The following is a 22,544-nucleotide window of genomic DNA, read 5'->3' on the forward strand; positions in this document are numbered from 1 at the left end:
ATCACGGATCACTCTTTCCGAGATTGTCTGGGCCGGACTCCGCATGACCGCTGGTGTTCTCCGACCCCGGCGCGGCAATACGTTCGCCCGCCCCCGGCGAGGTCCGCACCCTATGCAGCCGCTGCGCACAGGTAACCACGCTGGCCACCGCCAAAACCCACATCGCTACCGGCAACGCCCACGGCATCGTGATAACGGGAAACTGCGTCAGCCAGGCACCGGCCAGCACGATAATCAGTCGTTCCGGGCGTTCGATGAAGCCGCCGTCGCCGCGCAGTCCGCTGGCTTCGGCCCGGGCTTTGATGTAGGAAATCACCTGCGAGGTGACCAAGCAGATCAACGTCGCCACCACCAGCGGTCGGTCCCGCATGTGAAACGCTATCCACCACAACAGGCCGCAGAAAACGGCGCCGTCACTGATCCGATCACAGGCAGCGTCAAGCACCGCGCCGAAGCGCGTGCCCCCGCCCCGCTCGCGCGCCATCGCCCCATCGAGCATGTCGAAAACCACGAAGAACGCCACCACAAGCGCGCCGGAGAACAACTTGCCCATCGGGAAAAGGGTCAGCGCCGCCACCACAGTCGCGGTGGTGCCCACGATCGTCACGGCATCTGGCGTGAGGCCAACTCGGAGCAAGGCTCTGGCGAGAGGGTTGGTGACCCGCGCGAATGCCGCTCGGGACAAAAACGGCACCTTGCTCATGGCTGGCTGGCCCATTCGTCGGCCAACAATCGGCGAGTGTCGCGTAGCAGCTGCGGAATCACCTTGGAGCCGCCGACGATGGTGATGAAGTTCGCGTCACCGCCCCACCGCGGCACAACGTGCACGTGCAGGTGCTCGGCCAGCGACCCTCCCGCCGAGGTCCCCAAGTTCATACCGACATTGAAGCCATGCGGCCGCGACACATTCTTGATAACGCGGATCGCCTTCTGGGTGAACGCCATCAGCTCTGCGCTCTCCGCATCGGTCAAGTCCTCGAGTTCTGACACCCGCCGGTAGGGCACCACCATCAAGTGCCCGGGGTTGTAGGGATAGAGGTTCAGCACGGCATAGACCAGCTCGCCGCGGGCGACCAACAATCCTTGTTCGTCCGACAGGTGCGGGATGTCGGTGAACGGCTGCGACCGGGTCGCGTCGCCGCGCTGCAGCGGCGCTTCCGCGAGGTAGTTCATCCGGTACGGAGTCCACAAACGCTGCAGCTGGTCACGCTGGCCAACACCGCGATCCAGGATGGTGCGGTCGTCGGCGGCACTATCTGTGCCCGGGTCCTCACTCACAGCTGGCCGCTTTCACCAGTTCCGCTGTAGGTGCCGAGTTTTGACGGCCAGCGATCCAGTCGACGATAGCTGTGATCGCGACGTCGCGAGAGACCCCGTTAATTTGCGTGCGGTCACCGAACCGGAAGCTCACCGCGCCGGCCGCCACGTCGCGGTCGCCGGCTAGCAGCATGAAGGGCACCTTCTGGTTAGTGTGGTGCACGATCTTCTTCGCCATTCGATCGTCGCTGCTGTCCACCTCGACCCGCACCCCGTGCGTTTTCAGTTGCGCTGCAACATCTTCCAGATATCCAACATGCTCGTCGGCGACCGGGATACCGACCGCCTGAACAGGCGCCAGCCACGCTGGGAACGCCCCGGCGTAGTGCTCGGTGAGGATGCCGAAAAATCGCTCGATCGACCCGAACAGCGCTCGGTGGATCATCACCGGCCGTTGGCGGGTTCCGTCAGGCGCGGTGTACTCGAGATCGAAGCGCTCCGGGAAGTTGAAGTCCACCTGGATCGTCGACATCTGCCACGTGCGACCCAGCGCGTCGCGTGCCTGCACCGAGATCTTCGGACCGTAGAACGCCGCACCGCCGGGATCGGGCACCAGCTCCAACCCCGATTCCTCGGCCACCTCGGCCAGTGTGGCGGTGGCCTCCGCCCAGATTTCGTCGGAGCCGACGAACTTTTCGGGGTCCTTGGTTGACAGCTCCAGGTAGAAGTCGTCCAGCCCATAGTCGCCAAGCAGGTCGAGCACAAACGTCAGCAGTGACGCCAGCTCGTCACGCAGCTGCGCGCGCGTGCAAAAGATGTGCGAATCGTCCATCGTGAAGCCGCGCGCCCGGGTCAGCCCGTGCACCACACCGGACTTCTCGTAGCGATACACAGTGCCAAATTCGAAGAGCCGCAACGGAAGCTCCCGATAGGACCGCCCGCGCGAGGCGAAAATCAAGGTGTGCATTGGGCAGTTCATCGGCTTGAGGTAGTAGTCCTGGCCCGGTTTGCGCACCGCTCCGTCGTCGTCTCGCTCTGCGTCGAGATGCATCGGCGGGAACATGCCGTCCGCGTACCAGTCGAGGTGGCCCGAGGTGTGGAACAGCTGCGCCTTGGTGATGTGGGGAGTATTGACGAACTCGTAGCCGGCCTCAATGTGCTTGCGACGCGAGTACTCCTCCAGCTCCCTGCGCACAATGCCGCCTTTGGGATGAAAGACCGGCAGACCGGAGCCGATTTCGTCGGGGAAGCTGAACAGGTCCAGCTCAACACCCAGCTTGCGATGGTCGCGGCGCTGCGCCTCGGCGAGCAGCTCAAGGTGGTGGTCCAGCGCCTCCTGGGACTCCCAGGCGGTCCCGTAGATGCGTTGCAGACTGGCGTTTTTCTGATCACCTCGCCAATAGGCGGCGGAGCTGCGCGTGAGCTTGAACGCCGGGATGAAGCGGGTGGTGGGAATGTGCGGACCGCGACAGAGATCGCCCCAAACACGATCCCTGGTGCGCGGATTGAGATTGTCGTAGGCGGTGAGCTCGTCGCCGCCGACTTCCATGATTTCAGAGTCGCCGGACTTGTCGTCGACGAGTTCCATCTTGTATGGCTCGCTGGCGAGCTCTGCAAGAGCCTGCTCTTTGGACTCGTAGACCCGGCGCGAGAACAGCTGTCCGTCCTTGACGATCTGGCGCATCCGCTTTTCCAGCGCCGCCAAATCCTCGGGGGTGAAAGGTTCAGAAACGGCGAAGTCGTAATAGAAACCGTCGGTGATCGGCGGCCCGATTCCCAGTTTGGCTTCCGGGAAGAGATCTTGCACAGCTTGGGCAAGAACGTGCGCAGTCGAGTGCCGGATGACACTGCGTCCGTCGTCGGTGTTGGCCGCCACCGGGGTGACCTCAGTGTCGGAGTCGGGCACCCAGGCCAGGTCGCGCAGTTTGCCGTCGGCATCACGGACCACCACGATCGCGTCGGGCGCGCCGCGCCTCGGTAACCCTGCCTCGCCGACCGCGGCGGCCGCAGTAGTCCCCGCAGGAACCCGGATCGGGGCTGCTGGGGCGAGGTCTGCGGCGGCGCTCATCGGTTCGGTCTCCAGGGTTTGAATATGGGCGGAAAGTGTCTAGGTAGGTTTCAGCCGTGTCTAACGATCGCGACCATGCTATCGGTGCGAACCTCGACCGCGGCCCTACGGCTGGCTGGGCTTGGGGCGCACGAACAAGCCGTCGGCTTCGGTAAGCAGCGTGTCGCCATCGGACAACCGGCCCGACACGAAGATCTTGCGCCCCTCAGCGTGGTCGACAACAGCATCGATCTGCAGCTCTTTTTCGATCGGCACGATGTTGCGGTAGTTGAGCTTGAGGTATGCGGTGCGTTGGAAGAGACCGCCCGTGTGCACCGAAGAAGCCAAGCCCAGCACATTGTCGAACAACAGCCCTAGGGCTCCACCATGCGCGGCTCCGTCGCGCCCGAGGTGAAACCGAGCGAACCGGACCCATCCTCGAATCCGGCCGTCTTCAGTCTTTCCGACCGACATGGGGACAGTCAGGATGTTGCCGCGCACCGGCAGGTCCATTCGGCGACCTGACGGCGATTGCCATTCGTCGACGTCGAAAGGGCTCAGCAGCGCGGATGCTTTCTCCAGCAGATCCGCCGCCTCGGTGATCACTTCGTCGGGCGCATCGGCAGCCCGGGCACGGTCCTGCACCGCACGTACCGCATCAATGAACCTGCCGTAATCAGGCCCACCGCTACGGGTCGGTTCGCGCGGATTGGCTCCTCCGCCGGTGGGCCCAACGTGTTCGCTAGCCACCAGGCAGTATTTGCACCTTGACAGCAAAAGTGCAACCGCCGACCAGTTGACCCGCGTGAAGCGGTGTCGACGGCGTGGTCACGGTCAGATGGTACGAACCTGAGTCCATGGCCCACTCCCAGCTAAGAAGTCTGTCGTTGCGTGGCGATTTCCACGCACGCGAATTGACCGTGGGCGAGTCAGCGATGTGTCGGCGATATCAGTGACAGTTGCCACTGCGGCGGCAGTTTCGCGTGGCAAGCTGGGCAGGTGGACCTGGACAGCCTCACCAACCTACCCCTGACCTATCCGGAGGTGGGTGCAACCGCGTCTGGCCAACTACCTGCAGGGTATGGCCACCTCAGCGTCGTGACTCAGATCGGCTCAGGTGATCAGCGCTTCGAGCAGGCCGCTGACGCCGTCATGCACTGGGGCATGCAACGCGGCGCCGGGCTACACGTGCAGGCCAGCTCCGAGGTCGCAGTTGTCTCCGCGGTGCTCCTGGTAGGAATCGCCTTCCTACGCGCCCCGTGCCGCGTGGTGTACGTCGTCGACGAACCCGACGTGCGCGGATTCGGATATGGCACCCTGCCGGGCCATCCGGTGTCCGGCGAAGAACGGTTCGCCGTACGTCGTGATCCCACCACCTCCGAGGTGTTCGCTGAAGTGATGTCGTTTTCCCAGCCCGCGACCTGGGCAACCAAAGTCGCAGGGCCGTTTGGAGCCGTCGCGCAGCGCGTCATAGCCAAGCGCTATCTGCGCGCGGTTTGACCGCTCGAACCGATCCGTTCGAGCGCCAGCACATGCCTGCTATGTCGCGGCAGGAAGGGACTTGAGCACGGTCAGCATGACCACTGAATCCTCGACGGCGTGCAAAGCGTGCCGTTCGCGCGGAATCGCGACGTAGTCGCCGGTCCGACCGTCCCAAGCGTCGTCTCTGGTGGTCAGGCGCACGTACCCCTGCAGTACCTGTAGCGTTGCTTCACCCGGACTGTCGTGTTCGGACAAGTCGTGGCCGGCAAGCAGCGCCAGCACCGTCTGGCGAAGTTCATGCGTGTGTCCGCCGTGGATGGTGTGGGCGGCCCTGCCGCTGTGTGAGCGTTTGGCCTCCGCGAGTTTTTCGGAGCCCAGGCTGGTCAACGAGATGGATTCCATCGGTATGTCCTTATCAGCCGTCTCTTAGCTGTTCAGTAGCAGTGTCCCCGCCACAACCAAGGCAATCACCTTGACCACCTCCAAGGCAATGTAGACATGGTGCTCACGGGACCGCGGCACATCCTTTCCAGCCAGAACCTGGTTGGAGCGGCGAGTCAAGCGCGGACGGACCGCGATCAGCTGAAAAAACAAGGCAACGAACACGACCGAAAACCACACCACGATTTCCACCGGCGCCGCACCGAACGCCATGCTCACCACGATGACAAGCGCCAAGCCGACTTCAACGCTATTGAGTGCACGGAAGACCAGGCGACCGATGCCGAGCCCGATCCGCAATGTCACATCGGGCGCTCGAAACTTCAGCGGCGTTTCTAGAAACGAGATGGCCAACAACATGCCAAGCCAAACAAAGGTGACGGCAACCTGAATGGCGGCTCCGATGCTCATTCGGTAGTACCAACCTGGGTGAGGTGGGCCAGACATAGATCCGGCTCGACGAACGCGTCCAGCCGGTCGACCGTAACCGGGGCCGACCTGGTTTCCAGAGCGCCTTGCATCAGACCGAGATGAATTGGGCAGATAACACTGGCCCGGGTCTCAGCGAGTTCCAGGAACGGACAATGCCGCAAGCCGACTTGTGGCTGTCCGTCAGACACTCGGCGCTCAGGGGCGAAACCCAGCTCGTCAAGCACCTCGATCAATTGGTCGATCGACTCCCCCGCGCCGCCGGCACCGGCCCCCGAATCCAACCCTGATTCCAGGGTCCGCCCCCACGCCCGACCTGCAGCCAGCGCCTTTTCCCGCGGGTTCTTCTCAGCCGTAAGGCTTTTAGCGAGGATCTCAGCGAGCAGCCGGTAACTCCGCACACCGCCACGATCCATCTGCCGAACGGCCCGGAACATCAGCGGTGGCCGCCCCGGCCCGCTGTGGCCGGGCTCAACCTGCTCCACCTGGCCGCCGCCGACAAGGCTGTCGAGATGGAAGCGGACAGTGTTGGGATGCACACCCAACTCGTCGGCGATCGCAACGATGCTCATCGAAGCGCCAGACGCTCGCAACACCCGCAGCACCTCGCGACGACGTCCGGCCGGTGGGGCGACTGCTCTGGCGTGCTCGTACGTCATTGGTAGTCAGGGGCGCAGTTCCCGCGTTGCGGGCCTGTTTCCCCATTCCCCTTTCAATCCGTGCGTGCGGTTTTCCCGCACACGGCTTACCGATGATCTTCTGGACATGGTTACGCGGCCTTCGGGTATTGGATGGTGCCGCGAAGCCGGTGCAGGCCGTGTTCGTTAAACCACTGTTCGGTCCATTGATCGGCTTGACCAGCACGCAGGTTACGGCCACGCTTTGCCACCATTAGGCGAAACAACCGCCACCACACATACCCGTCGATCTGCCCGAACTTGACCGCGGCGTTGCCAGTACGAAAGTAGTTACCCCAGCCCCGCAGGATCGGATTCAACGACACGATTATCGTCCGAATGTCCAGACCTGCGCGCGAGCGCCCAGTCAGGCCACGAACCTTCTCACGTAGTCGTTTCATCGCTGCGCGGCTCGGCCAACGGTGCAGGTAGTAACGCACGATCCGGCGCTGCTCCCACAACCGCCCCGACATGCGCGCCCGGAAGTGACAGCCCAGGAAATCCAAGCCCTCACGGCCGTCCCGCAGATCGATTACCTTCGTTTTATTCGGATGTAGCCGCAATCCCAGCCCAGCCAGGATTTCTCCAACCAAGACCAAGGCGTGCTCGGCTTGTGCCGCACTGCGGCACAACACCACACCATCATCGGCGTAGCGCACCAACTCACCCACCGCGCGGCGGGTCAGTTCGGTATCGAGCACATGCAAGAAGATGTTGGCCAAAAGCGGGGAAATAACCCCGCCCTGCGGGGTGCCAGCGACCGTCCGCTGGGCCACCCCATCAACCAACACTCCTGCCTGCAGCCACAGACGCAGCAGTTTGAGCACCCGACGATCCGACACCCGCCTGGCCACCTGTTCCAGCAGGCGGTCATGGTCGATCTCGCCGAAGAAATCAGCGATATCAAACTCGACCACAAACACCTGACCCGCGATGAAGCCGGTACGCAACCGCTCCATCGCCTGAGTAGCCGAACGCCTCGGACGAAACCCATACGAGCACGACAAGAAGTCCGCCTCGAAAACAGGCTCCAACACGATCTTGGCAGCCGCCTGGGCCACCCGGTCTCGAACCGTGGGAATCCCCAACGGCCGCTTACCGCCACGGGGTTTAGCGATCTCCACCCGGCGTGTCAACGCCGGACGGTACACACCCCGGCGCAGGTCCTGACGTAACTCACGCAACATGCGGTCCACGCCATAGTCCTGCACCGCAGCCACGGTGACACGATCCACCCCAGCCGCACCCTTGTTCCTCAACACCCGCTCCCACGCCTCCCACAAGACGTCACCCCTGTAGATACGGTCATACAGGGCGTGGAAACGCCGACCCTCAGACTGCTTGGCCGCAGTCCATAGCGCGCGTTGCAGTTGTCGCACTTTCACCGGCGACGCCTGCAACGGCTCGTCGTCGGCTACGACAGGCCATAGCCTGCCGGGGTGGTTGGACCGAGACACCTCGGTCATGCCCTCACGCTTACCTCCGTCACGCGCGTGATCAAAGTTGGGGTCCTTTCCTCCCGGCGCGTTATGTTGCACGCCGATCAGCGGTACTACGACCCCATCGGACTCCCGCTGCCCTCCACGAGATTTCACCATCGGCTTATACCCGCGGTCTTTGCCCGACGCAGGCTGAGCAGACGGGTCTCTCCTGTTCCGAACCAGACTATGTGCACGTGCCGCCTCCCATACCCCGGAAAGACCCGGTGAGCTAACCCCGGACCAGGGCTCACCAGACATGGCCTTCGCCGTGATATGAGCGGCTCGGCTCTCCCGTTGTGAATCTGACGAGGCTGCAGAGTTCGCTTGACGCTACGGCCCGCGCACTTGCTCCCTCCGAAGAGGCTTTCGACACCCCGCTCAGCCCGCCGTGTCTCCACAACGAACCGGGGCCTGCTACCCGGCGCTCCGGTACCTACCGAGACGGGACTCCCACCCGCTAGCCCAATCCAACTTTCAGGACGCACCATACGGTAGCATTTTACACAATTCGAAATGTAAAAACGAAGGAGGCCGCTGGCCTATGCGCGACACGCGCCGGTCACTTTTCGGCACCTTCCTGACACCAGCATTGGGCGCCGCCTCATCCAGCGGCCACGGCCGAGACTACTTTCCATCGTGAGAGCCAACAAACGACACACCTCGGGGCAGTCGTCATCCCCGATGCCTTTGGCAAATCGAGCCGATGACAACGTCCAAGGACACTGGCTGCTGGCGCGATTGGGCAAGCGGGTGCTGCGCCCCGGAGGTGTCGCGATGACTCGGACCCTTTTGACCGGCGCCCAGGTGAACGGCGCCGACGTGCTTGAGTTGGCCCCAGGCCTGGGCCGTACTGCAGCCGAGATCCTGGCTCGCGGCCCACGGTCGTACGTCGGCGCCGAAAGCGACCCCGATGCTGCCGGTTTGACCCGCAAGGCCATCGCCGGACGCGGCGAAGTCCTTACCACCGACGCAACCGATACGGGATTGCCGGACGCGAGCACCGATGTCGTCATCGGCGAGGCCATGCTGACCATGCAAGGCAATGACGCCAAAAACGCGATTGTCTCCGAAGCCTCGCGCGTACTGAGGCCTTACGGGCGCTACGCAATCCACGAACTGGCCCTGACGCCGGACGACGTCCCCGAGGAAATCAGCACCGACATCCGACAATCACTTGCCCGGGCGATCAAAGTCAACGCACGCCCACTGACCGTCGCCGAGTGGTCGCAACTGCTGGCAAACCATGGGCTGATCGTCGACCACGTTGCGACCGCCCCGATGGCGCTATTGCGACCGCGACGCCTGATCGCCGACGAAGGCCTCTTCGGCGCACTGCGGTTCGCTAAGAACGTGCTTCTACAACCCGCTGCTCGCCGACGAGTCCTGACAATGCGCAACACATTCCGCAGGCATCGTGACCGATTGACCGCTGTGGCCATCGTTGCCCACAAACCCGGCTAGATCAGCCGACGGATCGTTGACGCCACCGACAACCAGACACCGCGGCGAGATTGAATCAGCATCAGCGCCACCGCGTATGACCGAGCCCTTACAAAGCCGAGAAACCTACGGCCCCGGCCGGGCCACGCATACGCGAATCGACCGATGGATTTCCGCCGACGGCGCCGCATTGTTATGAGCAGACCAAGACAACGCCGTAACAAGCAGCAGGATGGGATAAGAAGATCCGCCGCAAACCTTCCGCACGCAAGGAACTCGACCATCGCCGATGCTCGCCGCTAGCTTCGCACAGCGCAGTCGACTATGCCGGTGCACGACCCGTGGTCGAGATGCGCAGTGCGGCTATAGCTTTCGTCACGTTGACCGAGAAAGCACGGTACCGACCGAGGCTAGGCGCGGACGTCAGTCCGGGCCGGCAGGGACGTCGTTTATACCGCGCGCGCCAGCGCCGCTTTGCCCCTGGTGCGAAGCTTGTACAGCCCCGAGCCGCGCATCTCGTCGATGCAGGCGGCCATTTTGGCACCCAGCTCCTCAAGCTCGGCGTCGGTAATCTGCACCGACGGGGGCGCCGGAATCAGGACGCGTTCCTCGTCGTCGGCATGCTCTTCCAGAACAGTCTTGAACGAGTCCCACTCCCGCTCGTAGCCGGGCGCGCTCTGGGGGGTGTGCAGCAACGTAGCAAGCTGGTCGACCACCCGGCGATGCTCAGCATGGGCGACCGCTACCAGCTTGCCGGCGGCCGACAGAGCCGGGTAGTAAAGGTCGTCCTCGATGCGAAAGTGAATATCCAGTTCGATCAGAATCTCATCGAACAGATCATGCCGCTCTTCGCTGTTCACCGGCGCCTCGCTAACCTTGCGGCCAAGGCCCTTGATCACGCTGTTGTGTTCCTTCAATACTTCGTAGGCGTTCACTTCCCCGTCACTTCGTAGGCGTTCACTTCCCCGTCCTTTCCGCCACGCCAAAAGCTGCACGCCCGCCGCCGCGAACGTCGATCATTCGCCATGAGCACGCGATCCAGCAGCGCTCGACCATGGCGCCGTACCTCCCTCAACTACTCAGCGCCAAGATCACGCCAAGATCACGGTGCCCGCAAGTAAGCCTTCAACCCCGAAACTTGTTTGCGTTCACCTGTGCAATGGATGCGACCTAATCAACCGTAACGTCGGTATCGCCCCACGCCACGGATCCCCAATTGTGAAGTACCTGTGAATCAACTTATTATCTTCTGTGCATCGCAACAATCCTTGATTATTGGGCGTCAATATGTTCTCGCGAACCCATGAGAGCCCGTGCACGTCCGATGGCAAAACACTTTTACAAAGATGGTTGGCCAATTTCGAATTAGGGCATACTCACCTGGCAGTCAGAGACCAATTCTCTTGACCGCCTTCACAAGTGCCGGGGTAACCACCTAGGCGCGGAAGAGGCTGCCGCAATGCGTTCCCAGTATACGCGCGTTGGCAATTACCGCATCTGACGTTCGACGACAGCGAACCACGCCCTGGGGTCTGCTCGACCAGTTGCTAGGCCAGCAAGGAAAACGCTTCTCAACTAGGGCGGTACGTTGTCAGCGCCGTTGCTGATAAGCGGGCATTGATTGCCGTCGACACCCAACTGCCACCTGGCGACTCGCACCGCACGAACCGCCCAGCGCCGAATCGTGACCTACGCCGCCCGTTGCACCGACCTGGCCAGGGCAACCGTTTCCATGCTGCTCGCCACCACAACTCGACTGCCGGCCGGCGAACCCAATCGGCCGCCAAGCGACAAATACCGCTTTATGATGGCCTACACGATCCCAACGATTTTTCGTGCCGGCCCGATACTCGGCCACGCTCGTGACATCGGCCGGCCCCCAGGTGACGGGAGAGCTGATCTTGGCAACCGCCCGCTTCGAGGACCGTCTCGCGACCGAAAATCGATCGAACTCAGCCGATCGGAAGCCAGCTCACAAGCGCGTCAACCCCCGGCCACAGCGACTCCACACCTGGTTCAACCTGATTCCTGTCGCCGAATACGAAAAAAGAGGCCGACCCGAGCGCATCCTCTTCCTTGACACGTTCGTCACGATCACACCGAAAACCAGCGACTCGCAATACGACGTGCTCTTCGAAGGAGAGCACCCAATGACCGCCGTCGTCGAGTTCGGCGTCATTTTCGTCTGGTACGGCGAGCATCTGCAAAGGCCCGACCGCCCATTCCCGATCCTGTTTGCAAAACCGTACGAGTCCACCTACGTGACCAGCACCGCGACGCTGTTTCACGATACCCACGTCATGGATTTTGTCGAGAACGGATCGGACAACCTGCATTTCGGCGCGGTGCACCTCTGGGAATACTCCAAGATCTACGACCACAGAGTCAACGACGACACCATAACCCTGAAACAGGACACACGATTCCGCTACGGCTCATGCTCGACCCGACGCACGATCCGGTGGCTGTCGAAGGTGCTTCCCAAATTGGAACTCACCCAAGACTACGTCTACCACGGACCGGGCCTCGCCGTCGTCGGCGCCACAGGCTCGCGAATACCCCGCATGCACGCGCTGGTGAGCCTCACACCGGAGGGCCCCCATCAGACCCGCGTCTATGTCACGCTGGCGATCGATCCGACGACCTTCCCCGCCGCGGTGGAAAACTTCTACCGAGCAGCCACCAGGGGGCGCCGACTCTGCGACCTGCTCGCCAAGGTAATGGCGAATTACATCAAAAACGAGTTCGACGTCGACGCGATCATCTGGAAGAACAAGAAGTATCTGGGCGCTTCGGCCCTCCTTCCTTCTGAGAAGCACCTCCGCGACGTGATTAGCTGGGGTGAGACTTTCTACCCCAAAGACTTCCAGGCTCCACTCACGCCCGTGCGGCCGGCAGACCAGCCGCGCTGGCGGCGCCTCGACACTGCCGAGAAAGTCACCGCTGACGCGGTGCGCCGTTACACGGTCAACGACGCAGAGTTGATCGCACGGCGTGATGCTGGCGGCGCCGTCCGGGTCTACGACGCGTTCTGCCCGCATCAGGGGGCGCATCTCGGATTCGGCGGGGTCGTCGAGCGCGACTGCCTGCGATGCCCCTTTCATGGCTTCTATTTCGATGCCGACGGGCGCTGCATCGGGCCCAACATCGACAACCGGGGCACTTTCATTAAGTCACTGAATCTGAGTCCGATATCGAATCGGGTGCGCGACGGACAAATCGAGGTGTGGCTCTAAGCGAGGCGATACCCGCTGTTGTAACGGCCAATTCGGCTCTATAGCCCTAGTTTTGGCACGTCATTTCGGTGCGGGAAGTCAAGATACCTGTTTGATGTTGACCAACGCGACGTGAGCAGGCGGCATCACCATCTCAATCGGCACTATCAGTGATGTCTTGGACGGCGAGAAATCTCCGGCGGCCCAGGATGCTTCGACGTATCCAACACTCTCGCCGCAGGTTGCCTACGTCGATGGGCAGCGCGTCTCGACCGCCGGCCCATCATGCTAGATTATTGATCTAGATTGATAATCTAGCCGGCCGGCCTCGACTTTGGGTAAACCTAGGCCCGATGTCGCCAGCTGGTTGTCGGACATCAACTGGTTGGAGGTATCTGTGGGAGTCGCCATCAGCAGTCGGGGAAGAGTGCGTGTGCTGACGCTGGATGACCCAGCTCGGCACAACTGTCTGTCGCGAGAGATGGCGGTCGATTTAGCAGAGGCGATCAACGGATTCAGCCGCGATGAGAGCGCGGATATTCTCGTCATCACGGGCGCTGGCAATCAGGCATTCTGTTCAGGTATGGACCTGCGTGGCATGCATGAGGTTGCCGACCATCCCTGGACTTACCTGGCAGGGCCACTCGGTTTTGCACGGTTGGAAGCCGGCAAGCCCACAGTCGCGGCGGTCAACGGTTACTGCTTTGCCGGTGGTATGGAGCTTGCCGCATGGTGCGACTTCCGGGTGGCGGCCAGCAATGCAGAGTTCGGCGCACTCAACCGGCGCTGGGGGGTGCCGTTCACCGATGGCGGCACCCAACAGTTCATTCGGCACATGGGCAAGGGCAATGCCCTATATCTGCTGGAGACCGGTGTCCGCGTCAGCGCGCAGCGCGCACAGCAGCTGGGGCTCGTTCAAGAAGTTGTCGGCGAAGGCGAGGCGTTACAGCGGGCCCTGGAACTTGCCCAACACATGACCACCTATCCGCAAGCTAGTCTGCGGGCCGATCGCATGGCCGCGATTCGGGGTCAAGGTTTGCCGTTGTCAGAGGGGCTGAAGCTGGAGTGGGACCTCACTGTGCCAACTGCCTACGACGCCGGCACGGCCGAGGGGCTACGCCGCTACGACGTCGGTGATCGGCCCGCCGCTCCGGCTCCGCGCTGATGACAATCTCAACCGTTGAAAAGGTGCTTGACGCAGCCGAGCATCTGATTCATCGGCGCGGCTACGACGGCTTCAGCATGGCCGACCTCGTTTCGGCCAGTGGGGTGAGCAACGGCAGCGTCTATCATCATTTCGGCACAAAGGACGGTGTGCTCGGCGCACTATTGCTGAGGGTGGTCGAGAACTACCAAAATTCGATCCTGATTGTGCTCGACGACCATCCCGATGATCCCGAACAAACGGTCCACGCGATTGTCACAACTCACCTGCAGTGGACCGAGAGCCATCCTCGACAAGCCAAGATGTTGCTGGAGTACCGGCATGTGGTGACCGCGCAGCCGTACCGTAGACGGTTGCAAGCGCTGAATCATGCTTTCCTAGACCGCCACACCTCGTGGCTGCAGGCGCAGGTGCGAGCAGGACGCATACCCGACGTAGATATCGAGGCCGCCCATGCGATGGTATTCGCCCCCGCACAGGAGCTATCGCGCCGTTGGCTCACACAACGCAGCACTCGACCGCCCACCCAGTTCGCCTCCGTCCTGGGGGCGGGAGCCTGGGCGGCAATGTCGGCCGCCAACAAGACCATCGATGTTCGGCCAAATGGCGAGCCCGTGGAAAGACCGGCTAAGAACTGAAATCGGCGCCGGGGACACAGCAACTGCGAGGGCATCCCACCTGTCCACGAATTCAGTCCCCATCGGCTCGTGAATCGTGGCGCAACGGATGTTCGGGCGGCACCTGAACAAAGATCAGCCGCACACCGTCGGGATCGACAACATGCATCTCGTGCAGCCCCCACCGTTCTTGACGGGCCTCGCGGGCGATATGAACACCACGACCGGTGAGTTCACGCTCGGCGGCGTAGATATCGCGGACCTGCAGCCACAACGTTCCGCCCGCATCCGACTCACCGTGGCCTGCTAGCTCAAGCAGCGACGGCCCTAGAAAAAACACGATCCCAAAGGCGTAGTCACGAAAGATCGCCAAACCGATGTCGTCCCGATAGAAAGCCACGGAGCGTTCGTAGTCTGTCGGCCGAATCAGGAAGCGGCAGTTCAGAATCTCCATGAGTGCATGTGTACCAAATGTTGGCGGTGCGACGCATCAATTCGTGATCGCCGCGAAATCGGGGCAGCTGCTGGTTTTGCGCGAGATGCGGAGGCCGGCCTGCCCCGCCCGAGCCACATCAGCACAGGATGGTCGGGCATGTTGGGTGCGAGAGCGATGGGACCGCTTCGATTGATTGAGTGAGGCGGTCCCACCGCTGCTGATGAGTTCTAGCTGTTCGTGGTTGTGTGACTGCCGTAGAACGCGTTGCTGTATTCGAGGGCCGCCGAGTTGGGGATGCCATTGCACGTCGGCGATGCTTGTGCGGTAGCGACGGTGGTTGGGCAGGGCGTATCGCGGTCTAGAGACCACCAGTGCACGCCGGCCAGGCCTGCTTTTTGGGCGTAGGAGTTGACTGCCTTGACGTTATCGATGGTTGTGACCTCGTCTGCCGTGTCGTTTTGTCCGAGCATCAGGGTGACTTCGGTTCGATTCGCCGGCGTCTCGAAGGAGTGCTGCAGGTTTTTGACCGCCTGTATCGCCGACTGGCCCATGTCGCACTTGCCGTTGGAGACGACACACGCACCCGGGCTGGCGCTGCCGTAATCCATGGCCATGAGGTTGACGCTGTAGTCCTTCAGCGACGACTGCTTAAGTTGGCTCATGACTTGTTGGCCGAGTGCGTTTAGACCACCGAAGCTTCCATCGGATGCGGCCAGGGTCGCGAGGGTGAACGAGACGTGAAGCTTCGGCTTAGTTGCCTGAGCGTGCTCGGCAGTCGTGATTATGTTGGTTACGTCGGCGGCCGTTTGGCCGCCTTCAATGTCATAGTCGATACCGGCAAGCTGCGCCGAGTCGTAGTTCGCCAGAAATTTGTCCATGCCATCGTTTGATGTGCAGGTGAACACGCCGGCGTGGCCGCCGGTGGAAATTGTGTAGTCGAGTCCGGCCGCCGAGAATTTGCTGATGTTTGCCTTGGCGAGAGTGCTTCCGGGAATTTGGCCCCATTTTTCTTGACCGCATTCCCCGGTCGCAAATGCCAGGGTGACGGAGTCGAGCTGCGGTAAGGCGGTTGCTTTTAGGCTTCCCGGTCCGACAAGTGGGATAGCGCTGCCGGTAACCGCGGTTTGTATCTGGTGGGTGCTCCAGTCCAACGAAATCGTGGCGTCTTTGTAGGGACTCGTCGCCGGAGCAGAAGCGCCGTGCGCCATGCCGTAGCCAGCGGCCACAAGCATCGATGACGCGGTTACCGCCAGCACTGCTGTGGACCCCAGTATTCTTGATACGTTCACCGTTTTGGGCGAGTTGGATACATCGGTCATGCCCCTAAAGCGTCCGGCGGGTGGCGTCTTAGGACTGGTGTAAAAACGCTGGGCGCATGTTCCTGGTGGTCATGTTACGCGGCGGTGGTGTCGGTCGTGGTTGTTGTGGTGGGGGGATGCAGTGGGCGGGGTGGCTCGAGCAGTTGGTGGCGTAGTTCTTGGAGGTGGCGGCTGGTCGCTGATGTTTGGGTGACTCCGCGCCAGCCGCGGCTGGCGCGGTCGAGGACGGCCCATACCAGCGACAGACAGCTGGTTTCGCCGGGTAGGCGGCCGATGACCTTGACCCGGCGACGGGATTCTCCGAAGGTGCGTTCGATGAGGTTGGAATGGCGGATGCGTGTCCAGTGTTGGCGGGGGAAGCGCAAATGCACGCTCAGCGAGGCGAAGTCGTTGGCCAGGCAAGCGACCGCGGCTGGGTAGAGCCCGCGGTATGTGGTGGTGAACTCCTCGGCGCGGCGGGTGGCTTCATCCACGGCCTGCTGGCCGGGTGGCTGGTCAATGTCATCGAAGATCGACCAGAACGCGGCTTTGATCTCGTCCTGGACCGCGACAGGTGTCTTGGCGATGACGTTACGGCAGCGATGGATCAGACACCGCTGACGCAGGCTTGCCGGAAACGTGGTCTCCCATGCGGCGATCAGGCCCGGCGCCCCGTCGGAGATGCCCAGTAGCGGCGGGCGTAGTCCCCGGTTCCTCAGGTCAGCCAAGAAGTCGGCCCACGCATCAGCCGACTCCGCTGCGGCTGGGGCCAGCCCAATAAACAGGGGCTTGCCGTCGGTGCAGATGCCCCAGGCGGCCAGCACCGGCTCGGCCGGGGCGTTGGGATGCATCCGAAAGTTCGAGGCATCCAAGAACAGGTAGTCCAACACCAGCTCATCAAGGCGTCGAGACGACCACGCAGCGAACTCGTCTTTGATGGCCGCACAAATCCGGCTCACCGTCGAGCGCGACAACGCCGCCTGCGAGCCCAGCACCTCGGCCAACGCGGCCTCGATGTCGCGATCCGACAAACCGCGCACCCATCCCGAAATCACCAACGCCTCCAGAGCGTGGGTGCGCGTCACCCCGGCACCGAATAGCCGCGAACAGAACCGCTCGTCGGTGTCGCGTAGTTTCGGGCGGCATAATTCGACCGAGCCCATCGTGGTCTTCACCGTCGCCGGCGGTTGATACCCATTGCGGTACCCGCCCGGGCCGTCCTGAACCCGACGCTGGTGACGGGCTCGGCCCAACACTGCTTCTACCTCGGCCTCCACGGCGACCTGAAACACCAGACGCACCGATAACCGCCCGACCTCCTCCAAAATCTCGGTCAACGGCCGCTCGGTCGCGGCGAACAACTGATCCATCTCAACACGCACACGCTCAATCGGCGATACTCGCTTGGTCACGGGCGTAGCCCCTCCTTCATAGCTTTCGTCGGTTGCGACGGAACCTACGCCCGTGACCATTTACACCAGCGATGAGACGCGACCGTCCGGCGCAAACATCAACATTTGATTTCATGCCAGCAGCTTTCGCGTCTCGCTCTTCCGATTCGCATTCGCGCCACCCGCAGCTACCGCAGCAACCCGCCGAGCCACGTGGTGACCACGGCAGCGTGGTACAGCTACACGTCCTGAAACCACACAACGCATCCTCAGAGGCATTGCGCCGCGCGGCCAACGCGCCTCAGGCATCCTTAACACATGAACGTCGACGCCCTGCTGCAGTCAATCCCGCCTCTCGCGGTGTATCTACTCGTTGGCGGCGTGGTGGGGGTCGAAAGCCTGGGCATCCCCCTACCCGGAGAAATCGTGCTGGTCAGCGCCGCGTTGCTGTCATCGCATCAGGAGTTGGCAGTCAACCCGATCGGCGTCGGAGCCGCCGCGGTGATTGGGGCTGTGGCCGGCGATTCGATCGGGTACACAATCGGTCGCCGGTTCGGGATGCCACTCTTCGACCGACTCGGCCGCCGGTTCCCGAAACACTTCGGTCCTGGACATGTCGCGCTGGCCGAGCGACTGTTTAGCCGCTGGGGCGTCCGAGCGGTGTTTTTCGGGCGTTTCATCGCGCTGCTGCGGATCTTGGCCGGGCCGCTCGCCGGCGCCTTGAAAATGCACTACCCGCGCTTTCTGGCGGCCAATGTTTCCGGCGCCATCTGCTGGGCCGGCGGCACCACAGCACTCATCTACTTCGCCGGCATAGCCGCTGAACGTTGGCTGGCACGGTTCTCCTGGGTCGCCCTTCTCATCGCCGTCGTGTGCGGCGTTGTCGCCGCAATCTTGCTGCGTGAACGCACGGCTCGCGCGATCGCCGAACTCGAGGCCGAGCACTTCGGTAAGACCGGCACTACCGCGGCATGACTTTTCTGTCCGTGTGATACGACCGAATCCGGTGGCCGGCTTGCCCGGTTCGACCCGAAGCTGAGCCGCCCGCGCGCGACACCCTCCCCTACCGCATTCCCGCCCTTTGAGCCCACTAGCTTTTTCAATCTTCAATTGCCGACCATCGATCCACGTTCGACGTTGGTCGACACGCAGCCGAACTAACCTGATGCACCCACAACGAGGTTTTCTCCGGGACGGAATTCGGCGCAGTTCGCCCAGAATCGAGCACGGGCTGGACCCAGGGTGATTGACAAAGTCAAGCGGCTCTGCAAAGCACCGTCGTCACGCCTGGCAAAGCCGACCTGGACTATCAAACCAGGCCCCTACCTTCAGATCAGGGCGCGCTGACTAACCACGCACGCCAGGTTGCCAAGCCAGAAACCTTACCGGGCTTGGCCATGCAGCAAAAATATCCGCATTTTGGCCGATGTTTTTTGCCCGGCAGAATTCGATGATGACGTGATCATCGTCCGTGCAGCTAACCCTAAACAGAAAAAGGCGATGCTCATTAAGGCGCATGGGACGTGCCGGCAAATGGCACGGATCCGCGTGGAATCACAAGACAGCGGCGCGCGAGCTACGTACAGGCCGCGGGTGCGTCGACAACGGGGGCAACATCGGCAGACACGGTGAACGTCGACAACGTCTCAACCTCGTCAGAGCCGTGGTTCATCCCTCGGTGTACGACACCCGGGTCAGCGTAGAGCACCTCGCCGGGACCGTACGCCACCACGTCACAAGTCTTCGCGTCCTGAACCTCAAGAGTGCCCTTGGTGATGATCGAGTACTCAAAGCCCGGGTGAGAATGCCACCCGCTGCTGGCCCCCGGCATTATTTGCAAACGTTGCACATAGAAGGCGGTATCCTTGCCGGTCGTCACGATGGAAATCGCGGTGTTAGTGGCGCCTTTGGCAATATCGGTGCGAACGACCTGTCCAACAGAGGGCGTGGCAGCAGCCGGGCCGGACAAGATTCCCGCGGCCACCGCGACCGGAACCACCATTGTGATGGCGTGCTTTCTCAACGTTTTTCTCCTTCGTGAACCTGCGCACTCAAAGCTGGATCCGCGCCCCCGAGCGGGGAGTATCGCCGGCTGTGCACACCTCGCTACGTGTGGCCGGTGTGTTTTCCGGCGTGCGATTGAGCGTAGTACGGGGACTTCAACGCGCACACTCGGTCTTTGCGCAACCCGATCGGCGTCGCGCAAAGCGCGTTCTCGATGGCGTCGGCGGCTGTCTCGGCCGACGCCCGCCGCCACCGGCCATCAGCGTCTCGCCGCAATGTGTTGCGGTGTAACAACTTCCGGTGTCGCCACATGTACCCTTAGCAGCCACCCAGGAGGCCGGAGCTTTGCCCAGGCGCAATAATTCACCGCTGCCGCACTTCGCTGGCGACAACACAGCTGACGGCGACGATGGGGCCGGCGATGAACCAGTTGCACCGCCTTTTCGGCGTGCTCCTAGATTTGCCGAACCGCCGTTTTTTGATCACGACCCAATCGACGATCCGGCCGCGCAATACCGGGCCGCAATCAACAACGAGATTCGCGTCCACGACGAAGCCGCTCTCGATGCACAGCACCAGATCGACGCACTCAGTGAGCGCACGCAGGTAGCACTTAGCTACCAGCAAGACGCCCGATATGCCGCCCAACAAGCTGACTATCACCGCAATTGGCAACAGCACGTCCAACAGACCCAACAGCAAGCCGAGGGCTTCGAAAAGCAGTCGAAAGAAGGCAAGCAGCAAGCCGCGAAATACCGGAAATGGGCCGAAGAAGACGGGCAGCTAGAGCAGCACTGGCGAGAGTCGGCGCGCACGCACTCGTCTCTGGAAGAGTACTGCCACAAAAAGGCCGCCGAACATCAGCAGCTCGCGCAGGAGCACCTTCGGCAGGCCGAACAATACGAGCAGCAAGCGCAACATGCCGAACAAAAAGCACTGGCTGCCAGCTCCCGAGTGCGCCAGCTGGAGCAGCTGGGAGCCGATGGCAATGCGCGGGCTGCTGAGCGTTACCGTCAGCGGGCAGTTGACTTGGGTTGGCACGCTAGGGACGAGGCCGCGCGTATCCGTGGCAGCGATGCCTTCCCCGCTGTTGACCATGCCGAGGAGAGTCTGGCTCATGCACGTAGCCGGGGCCGGGCGTATCGCTTGTTGGGTGAGTATTTCGACGTCCCACCGCCACCACCGCTGGGGGGTGGGCATCATGTGGTGGTCTATGACCACGACGCCATCGATGCCGGGATCCGCGAGCTGAACCAGATCGCCGCTCGCGCGCAAGCCAACCTCGATGCCGCCCGCCAAGCCAGACTCGATTTGCGTCAGGGCGCGACCGGGGCCTCCGCGGATGCCTCTGAGCTAGCCCTTGTGCAGGTCGAGCAGATCAACGCTCGAGTCTTGGCCGCCGTGGTAGGCGCCCTGCGTGATCTTGGGGTAGCCAACGACGACATGGCCTGCCTCGATCAGCAAAACGCGGCCGCCTTCCCCTAACACCCCCACGGCTACGGCAACCTGGCCGCGCTACAACACGTCTAGGCGGCGAATCGTTGAGCACGAGCGGGGAACATCGCGCAACTGATGGCATCGTTGACGGCCTCAGGCTGCTCACCGGGCAGCATGTGGCCGGCCGAGGGAATGTGCACGTGCGCAGAGCCGCGGATGGTGTCGGCAAGCTCTCGTGAGTGCGTTAGCGGCGTCACCGGGTCGCTACCGCCGCTCATGACAACCGTCCTGGCCCGGATTTGGTCGAGGGTCGCGTACTGGTCATAGTTGCGTAGCGAAGGTAAGAATCCAGCGACGGTTGGTACGGGCGCGGTGACCACTGCCTCGGCGGCAACAGTCAACATTGCGCGTTGCGTAGGCCAGATTCTGCACAGCGTTGAGCACACCGGTCCGGCTAGTGCTTCGAGGGCCGACCTGGGAATACGGTTGGCCAATGTAAGCAGCGTGCCGAGTCCGGGTGCGGCCAACAATCGGCCCAGACCCCGCTGGCTGAGTTTGCGCGCGGCGGTAGCTACGAGAACCAGACCTTGCGGATCGACTGGCCGATTGGTGTGTGGGCGGGCGAGGTAGGCCAGCGCCGTCATCCCGCCCATAGAATGGCCGACCAAAGTCAGCGGTCCGCTAACCCGGAGCGCGGCGAGCACGTCAGCAAGGTCGCTGGCTAGCCGGTCGATTCGGTAGGCTGCGTCCAGATGCCGGTGTAAAAGGCAGGGCCAGTTTCGCTCCGCTGTTAGCATACGGGCGTCTGGTTCGGCGGCAGGTCGATTCGCGGGTTGGGGGTTGTACGGGCCGGTCGTGGTTCGTGCGCCGGCGATGTTTGGGCTATGAGGGCGCTGGTGGTTGTTTCTGCGTGGTCGAGGTGGCGACCGCAGGCGATTCGGGACGCTGACCAGTGGCGCGACGCGATGCCGCGGTGATGAGGGTGCGCTGCCAGTCGGGTGGGACCGCAGCGAAGATTCCGCGGTCGATAGTGGCCAGCGCCTGTGCAGCGACCTCGGCGGGGTCGATGCCGTCGGTGGACATGCCTGTCGAGACCAGGGCGGGGCAGATCATGCTCACGCCGATCGGCGTGTCGGCCAGTGCCAGCGCGGTGTGTTCGGCCACGGCCACGACGGCGTGCTTGGAGGGTCCGTAAGCGCCGCCGCTGGGAAAGGTCAGCACCCCAGCCAATGAGCCGGTGATCAGGATGTGCGCGGGCTGGTTCGCGGCCAGCAGTCTGGGTACGAACGCACGCAAGCCGTTGACAACGCCACCGACGTTGACCGCGAACACCCTGTTCCAGTCAGGAGCGGCCACTTCCCACGGAGCACCAAAGCTCCTACCGGTGATTCCGGCGTTCAGGCACACGACCCGGGCGTCGCCGGCGGCTTCAGCGAGCGATTCGACCGCATCCGGCATGGCAACGTCAGTGGGAACCGCTTGTGCCCCCAGTGACTGCGAAACTTCGCTCAATGTGACGGTGTCGATGTCGGCGAGCACGAGGTTGGCTCCACGGTCGGCCAGTGCATGCGCCAACGCGCGCCCGATGCCACTAGCTGCGCCGGTCACCACCGCTGTCATCCCATTCAGATCCACATTGTGCAGGCTATCGACCACGGCCACGCCGCCGTGGCAAACGGTTTCCCTCACCTCCCCTTACTGGGACCGGGTGGGCGTCGTCACGCGTG

General features: G+C 62.5%; 22 protein-coding genes. 7 read left to right on the forward strand and 15 right to left on the reverse strand.

The window, feature by feature from the left end:
• Nucleotide 1: 1 nt before the first annotated feature.
• The 4 genes from pgsA to ACO07W_RS02390 form a co-directional block, all read right to left on the reverse strand.
• On the reverse strand, nucleotides 2-703 hold the full coding sequence (pgsA, locus tag ACO07W_RS02375; RefSeq protein WP_421840421.1) for a phosphatidylinositol phosphate synthase: 702 nt from the start codon (nucleotides 701-703) through the stop codon (nucleotides 2-4).
• A complete protein-coding gene (locus ACO07W_RS02380; RefSeq protein WP_421840423.1) occupies nucleotides 700-1,278 on the reverse strand; it encodes an HIT family protein in 579 nt (192 codons plus the stop codon). The genes pgsA and ACO07W_RS02380 overlap by 4 nt, the downstream gene beginning before the upstream one ends.
• On the reverse strand, nucleotides 1,271-3,325 hold the full coding sequence (thrS, locus tag ACO07W_RS02385) for a threonine--tRNA ligase (RefSeq protein ID WP_421840425.1): 2,055 nt from the start codon (nucleotides 3,323-3,325) through the stop codon (nucleotides 1,271-1,273). Before thrS ends, ACO07W_RS02380 begins: the two co-directional genes overlap by 8 nt.
• Before the next feature lie 105 nt (nucleotides 3,326-3,430).
• Nucleotides 3,431-4,054: a PaaI family thioesterase gene (locus tag ACO07W_RS02390; RefSeq protein WP_421840427.1), complete on the reverse strand. Its 624-nt coding sequence runs from the start codon at nucleotides 4,052-4,054 to the stop codon at nucleotides 3,431-3,433.
• A gap of 249 nt (nucleotides 4,055-4,303) precedes the next feature.
• Between ACO07W_RS02390 and ACO07W_RS02395 the strand changes: the two genes are divergently transcribed.
• Nucleotides 4,304-4,804: a DUF1990 family protein gene (locus tag ACO07W_RS02395; RefSeq protein ID WP_421840429.1), complete on the forward strand. Its 501-nt coding sequence runs from the start codon at nucleotides 4,304-4,306 to the stop codon at nucleotides 4,802-4,804.
• A gap of 39 nt (nucleotides 4,805-4,843) precedes the next feature.
• Here ACO07W_RS02395 and ACO07W_RS02400 read toward each other — a convergent pair whose 3' ends face one another.
• The 4 genes from ACO07W_RS02400 to ltrA form a co-directional block, all read right to left on the reverse strand.
• Entirely contained in the window at nucleotides 4,844-5,188 is a 345-nt protein-coding gene (locus tag ACO07W_RS02400) for a cupin domain-containing protein (protein WP_421840431.1), read from the reverse strand.
• A 24-nt stretch (nucleotides 5,189-5,212) separates the two neighbouring features.
• The gene (locus ACO07W_RS02405; protein WP_421840433.1) at nucleotides 5,213-5,638 is read right to left on the reverse strand and encodes a hypothetical protein; all 426 of its coding nucleotides are present in this window, start codon (nucleotides 5,636-5,638) and stop codon (nucleotides 5,213-5,215) included.
• The gene (locus ACO07W_RS02410) at nucleotides 5,635-6,315 is read right to left on the reverse strand and encodes a helix-turn-helix transcriptional regulator (RefSeq protein ID WP_421840435.1); all 681 of its coding nucleotides are present in this window, start codon (nucleotides 6,313-6,315) and stop codon (nucleotides 5,635-5,637) included. Before ACO07W_RS02410 ends, ACO07W_RS02405 begins: the two co-directional genes overlap by 4 nt.
• Nucleotides 6,316-6,425: 110 nt before the next feature.
• Nucleotides 6,426-7,928, reverse strand: coding sequence for a group II intron reverse transcriptase/maturase (ltrA, locus tag ACO07W_RS02415; protein WP_421840437.1), 1,503 nt, complete (start codon nucleotides 7,926-7,928; stop codon nucleotides 6,426-6,428).
• Nucleotides 7,929-8,495: 567 nt separating this feature from the next.
• Between ltrA and ACO07W_RS02420 the strand changes: the two genes are divergently transcribed.
• Nucleotides 8,496-9,275, forward strand: coding sequence for a class I SAM-dependent methyltransferase (locus tag ACO07W_RS02420; protein WP_421840439.1), 780 nt, complete (start codon nucleotides 8,496-8,498; stop codon nucleotides 9,273-9,275).
• Between the two features lie 428 nt (nucleotides 9,276-9,703).
• On the opposite strand, the gene ACO07W_RS02425 is transcribed toward ACO07W_RS02420, so the two are convergent.
• Complete coding sequence (locus tag ACO07W_RS02425) at nucleotides 9,704-10,189, reverse strand: hemerythrin domain-containing protein (protein WP_421840441.1); 486 nt, start codon at nucleotides 10,187-10,189, stop codon at nucleotides 9,704-9,706.
• A gap of 948 nt (nucleotides 10,190-11,137) precedes the next feature.
• On the opposite strand from ACO07W_RS02425, the gene ACO07W_RS02430 reads away from it, so the two are divergent.
• The 3 genes from ACO07W_RS02430 to ACO07W_RS02440 all read left to right on the forward strand — a co-directional run bounded on the left by ACO07W_RS02430 (nucleotide 11,138) and on the right by ACO07W_RS02440 (nucleotide 14,272).
• Nucleotides 11,138-12,490, forward strand: a complete 1,353-nt coding sequence (locus ACO07W_RS02430) for a Rieske 2Fe-2S domain-containing protein (RefSeq protein WP_421840443.1) — start codon at nucleotides 11,138-11,140, stop codon at nucleotides 12,488-12,490.
• A gap of 376 nt (nucleotides 12,491-12,866) precedes the next feature.
• Complete coding sequence (locus tag ACO07W_RS02435; RefSeq protein WP_421840445.1) at nucleotides 12,867-13,634, forward strand: enoyl-CoA hydratase/isomerase family protein; 768 nt, start codon at nucleotides 12,867-12,869, stop codon at nucleotides 13,632-13,634.
• Nucleotides 13,634-14,272 carry a TetR/AcrR family transcriptional regulator gene (locus ACO07W_RS02440; protein ID WP_421840447.1) on the forward strand — a complete coding sequence of 213 codons (639 nt, stop codon included), beginning with the start codon at nucleotides 13,634-13,636 and terminating at the stop codon, nucleotides 14,270-14,272. The genes ACO07W_RS02435 and ACO07W_RS02440 overlap by 1 nt, the downstream gene beginning before the upstream one ends.
• 52 nt (nucleotides 14,273-14,324) lie before the next feature.
• Here the strand turns inward: ACO07W_RS02440 and ACO07W_RS02445 are convergent, their stop codons facing one another.
• The 3 genes from ACO07W_RS02445 to ACO07W_RS02455 all read right to left on the reverse strand — a co-directional run bounded on the left by ACO07W_RS02445 (nucleotide 14,325) and on the right by ACO07W_RS02455 (nucleotide 17,355).
• Nucleotides 14,325-14,705, reverse strand: coding sequence for a VOC family protein (locus tag ACO07W_RS02445; RefSeq protein WP_421840449.1), 381 nt, complete (start codon nucleotides 14,703-14,705; stop codon nucleotides 14,325-14,327).
• Between the two features lie 209 nt (nucleotides 14,706-14,914).
• Entirely contained in the window at nucleotides 14,915-16,006 is a 1,092-nt protein-coding gene (locus ACO07W_RS02450) for a hypothetical protein (protein WP_421840451.1), read from the reverse strand.
• 74 nt (nucleotides 16,007-16,080) lie between these two features.
• The gene (locus ACO07W_RS02455; protein WP_421840071.1) at nucleotides 16,081-17,355 is read right to left on the reverse strand and encodes an IS256 family transposase; all 1,275 of its coding nucleotides are present in this window, start codon (nucleotides 17,353-17,355) and stop codon (nucleotides 16,081-16,083) included.
• A gap of 339 nt (nucleotides 17,356-17,694) precedes the next feature.
• Between ACO07W_RS02455 and ACO07W_RS02460 the strand changes: the two genes are divergently transcribed.
• Nucleotides 17,695-18,351 (forward strand): DedA family protein, encoded by a 657-nt coding sequence (locus ACO07W_RS02460; protein ID WP_421840453.1) that lies wholly within the window; start codon nucleotides 17,695-17,697, stop codon nucleotides 18,349-18,351.
• A 601-nt stretch (nucleotides 18,352-18,952) separates the two neighbouring features.
• Here the strand turns inward: ACO07W_RS02460 and ACO07W_RS02465 are convergent.
• Complete coding sequence (locus ACO07W_RS02465) at nucleotides 18,953-19,399, reverse strand: cupin domain-containing protein (RefSeq protein WP_421840455.1); 447 nt, start codon at nucleotides 19,397-19,399, stop codon at nucleotides 18,953-18,955.
• A 281-nt stretch (nucleotides 19,400-19,680) separates the two neighbouring features.
• On the opposite strand from ACO07W_RS02465, the gene ACO07W_RS02470 reads away from it, so the two are divergent.
• A complete protein-coding gene (locus tag ACO07W_RS02470; RefSeq protein WP_421840457.1) occupies nucleotides 19,681-20,865 on the forward strand; it encodes a hypothetical protein in 1,185 nt (394 codons plus the stop codon).
• A 41-nt stretch (nucleotides 20,866-20,906) separates the two neighbouring features.
• On the opposite strand, the gene ACO07W_RS02475 is transcribed toward ACO07W_RS02470, so the two are convergent.
• Together ACO07W_RS02475 and ACO07W_RS02480 are read right to left on the reverse strand one after the other, a co-directional pair.
• Nucleotides 20,907-21,614, reverse strand: coding sequence for an alpha/beta fold hydrolase (locus tag ACO07W_RS02475; protein ID WP_421840459.1), 708 nt, complete (start codon nucleotides 21,612-21,614; stop codon nucleotides 20,907-20,909).
• 85 nt (nucleotides 21,615-21,699) lie between these two features.
• Nucleotides 21,700-22,506, reverse strand: a complete 807-nt coding sequence (locus ACO07W_RS02480; protein WP_421839996.1) for an SDR family NAD(P)-dependent oxidoreductase — start codon at nucleotides 22,504-22,506, stop codon at nucleotides 21,700-21,702.
• Nucleotides 22,507-22,544: the final 38 nt, after the last annotated feature.

Source organism: Mycobacterium sp. (assembly GCF_965230835.1).
In the GTDB taxonomy this organism is placed as follows: Bacteria; Actinomycetota; Actinomycetes; order Mycobacteriales; family Mycobacteriaceae; genus Mycobacterium.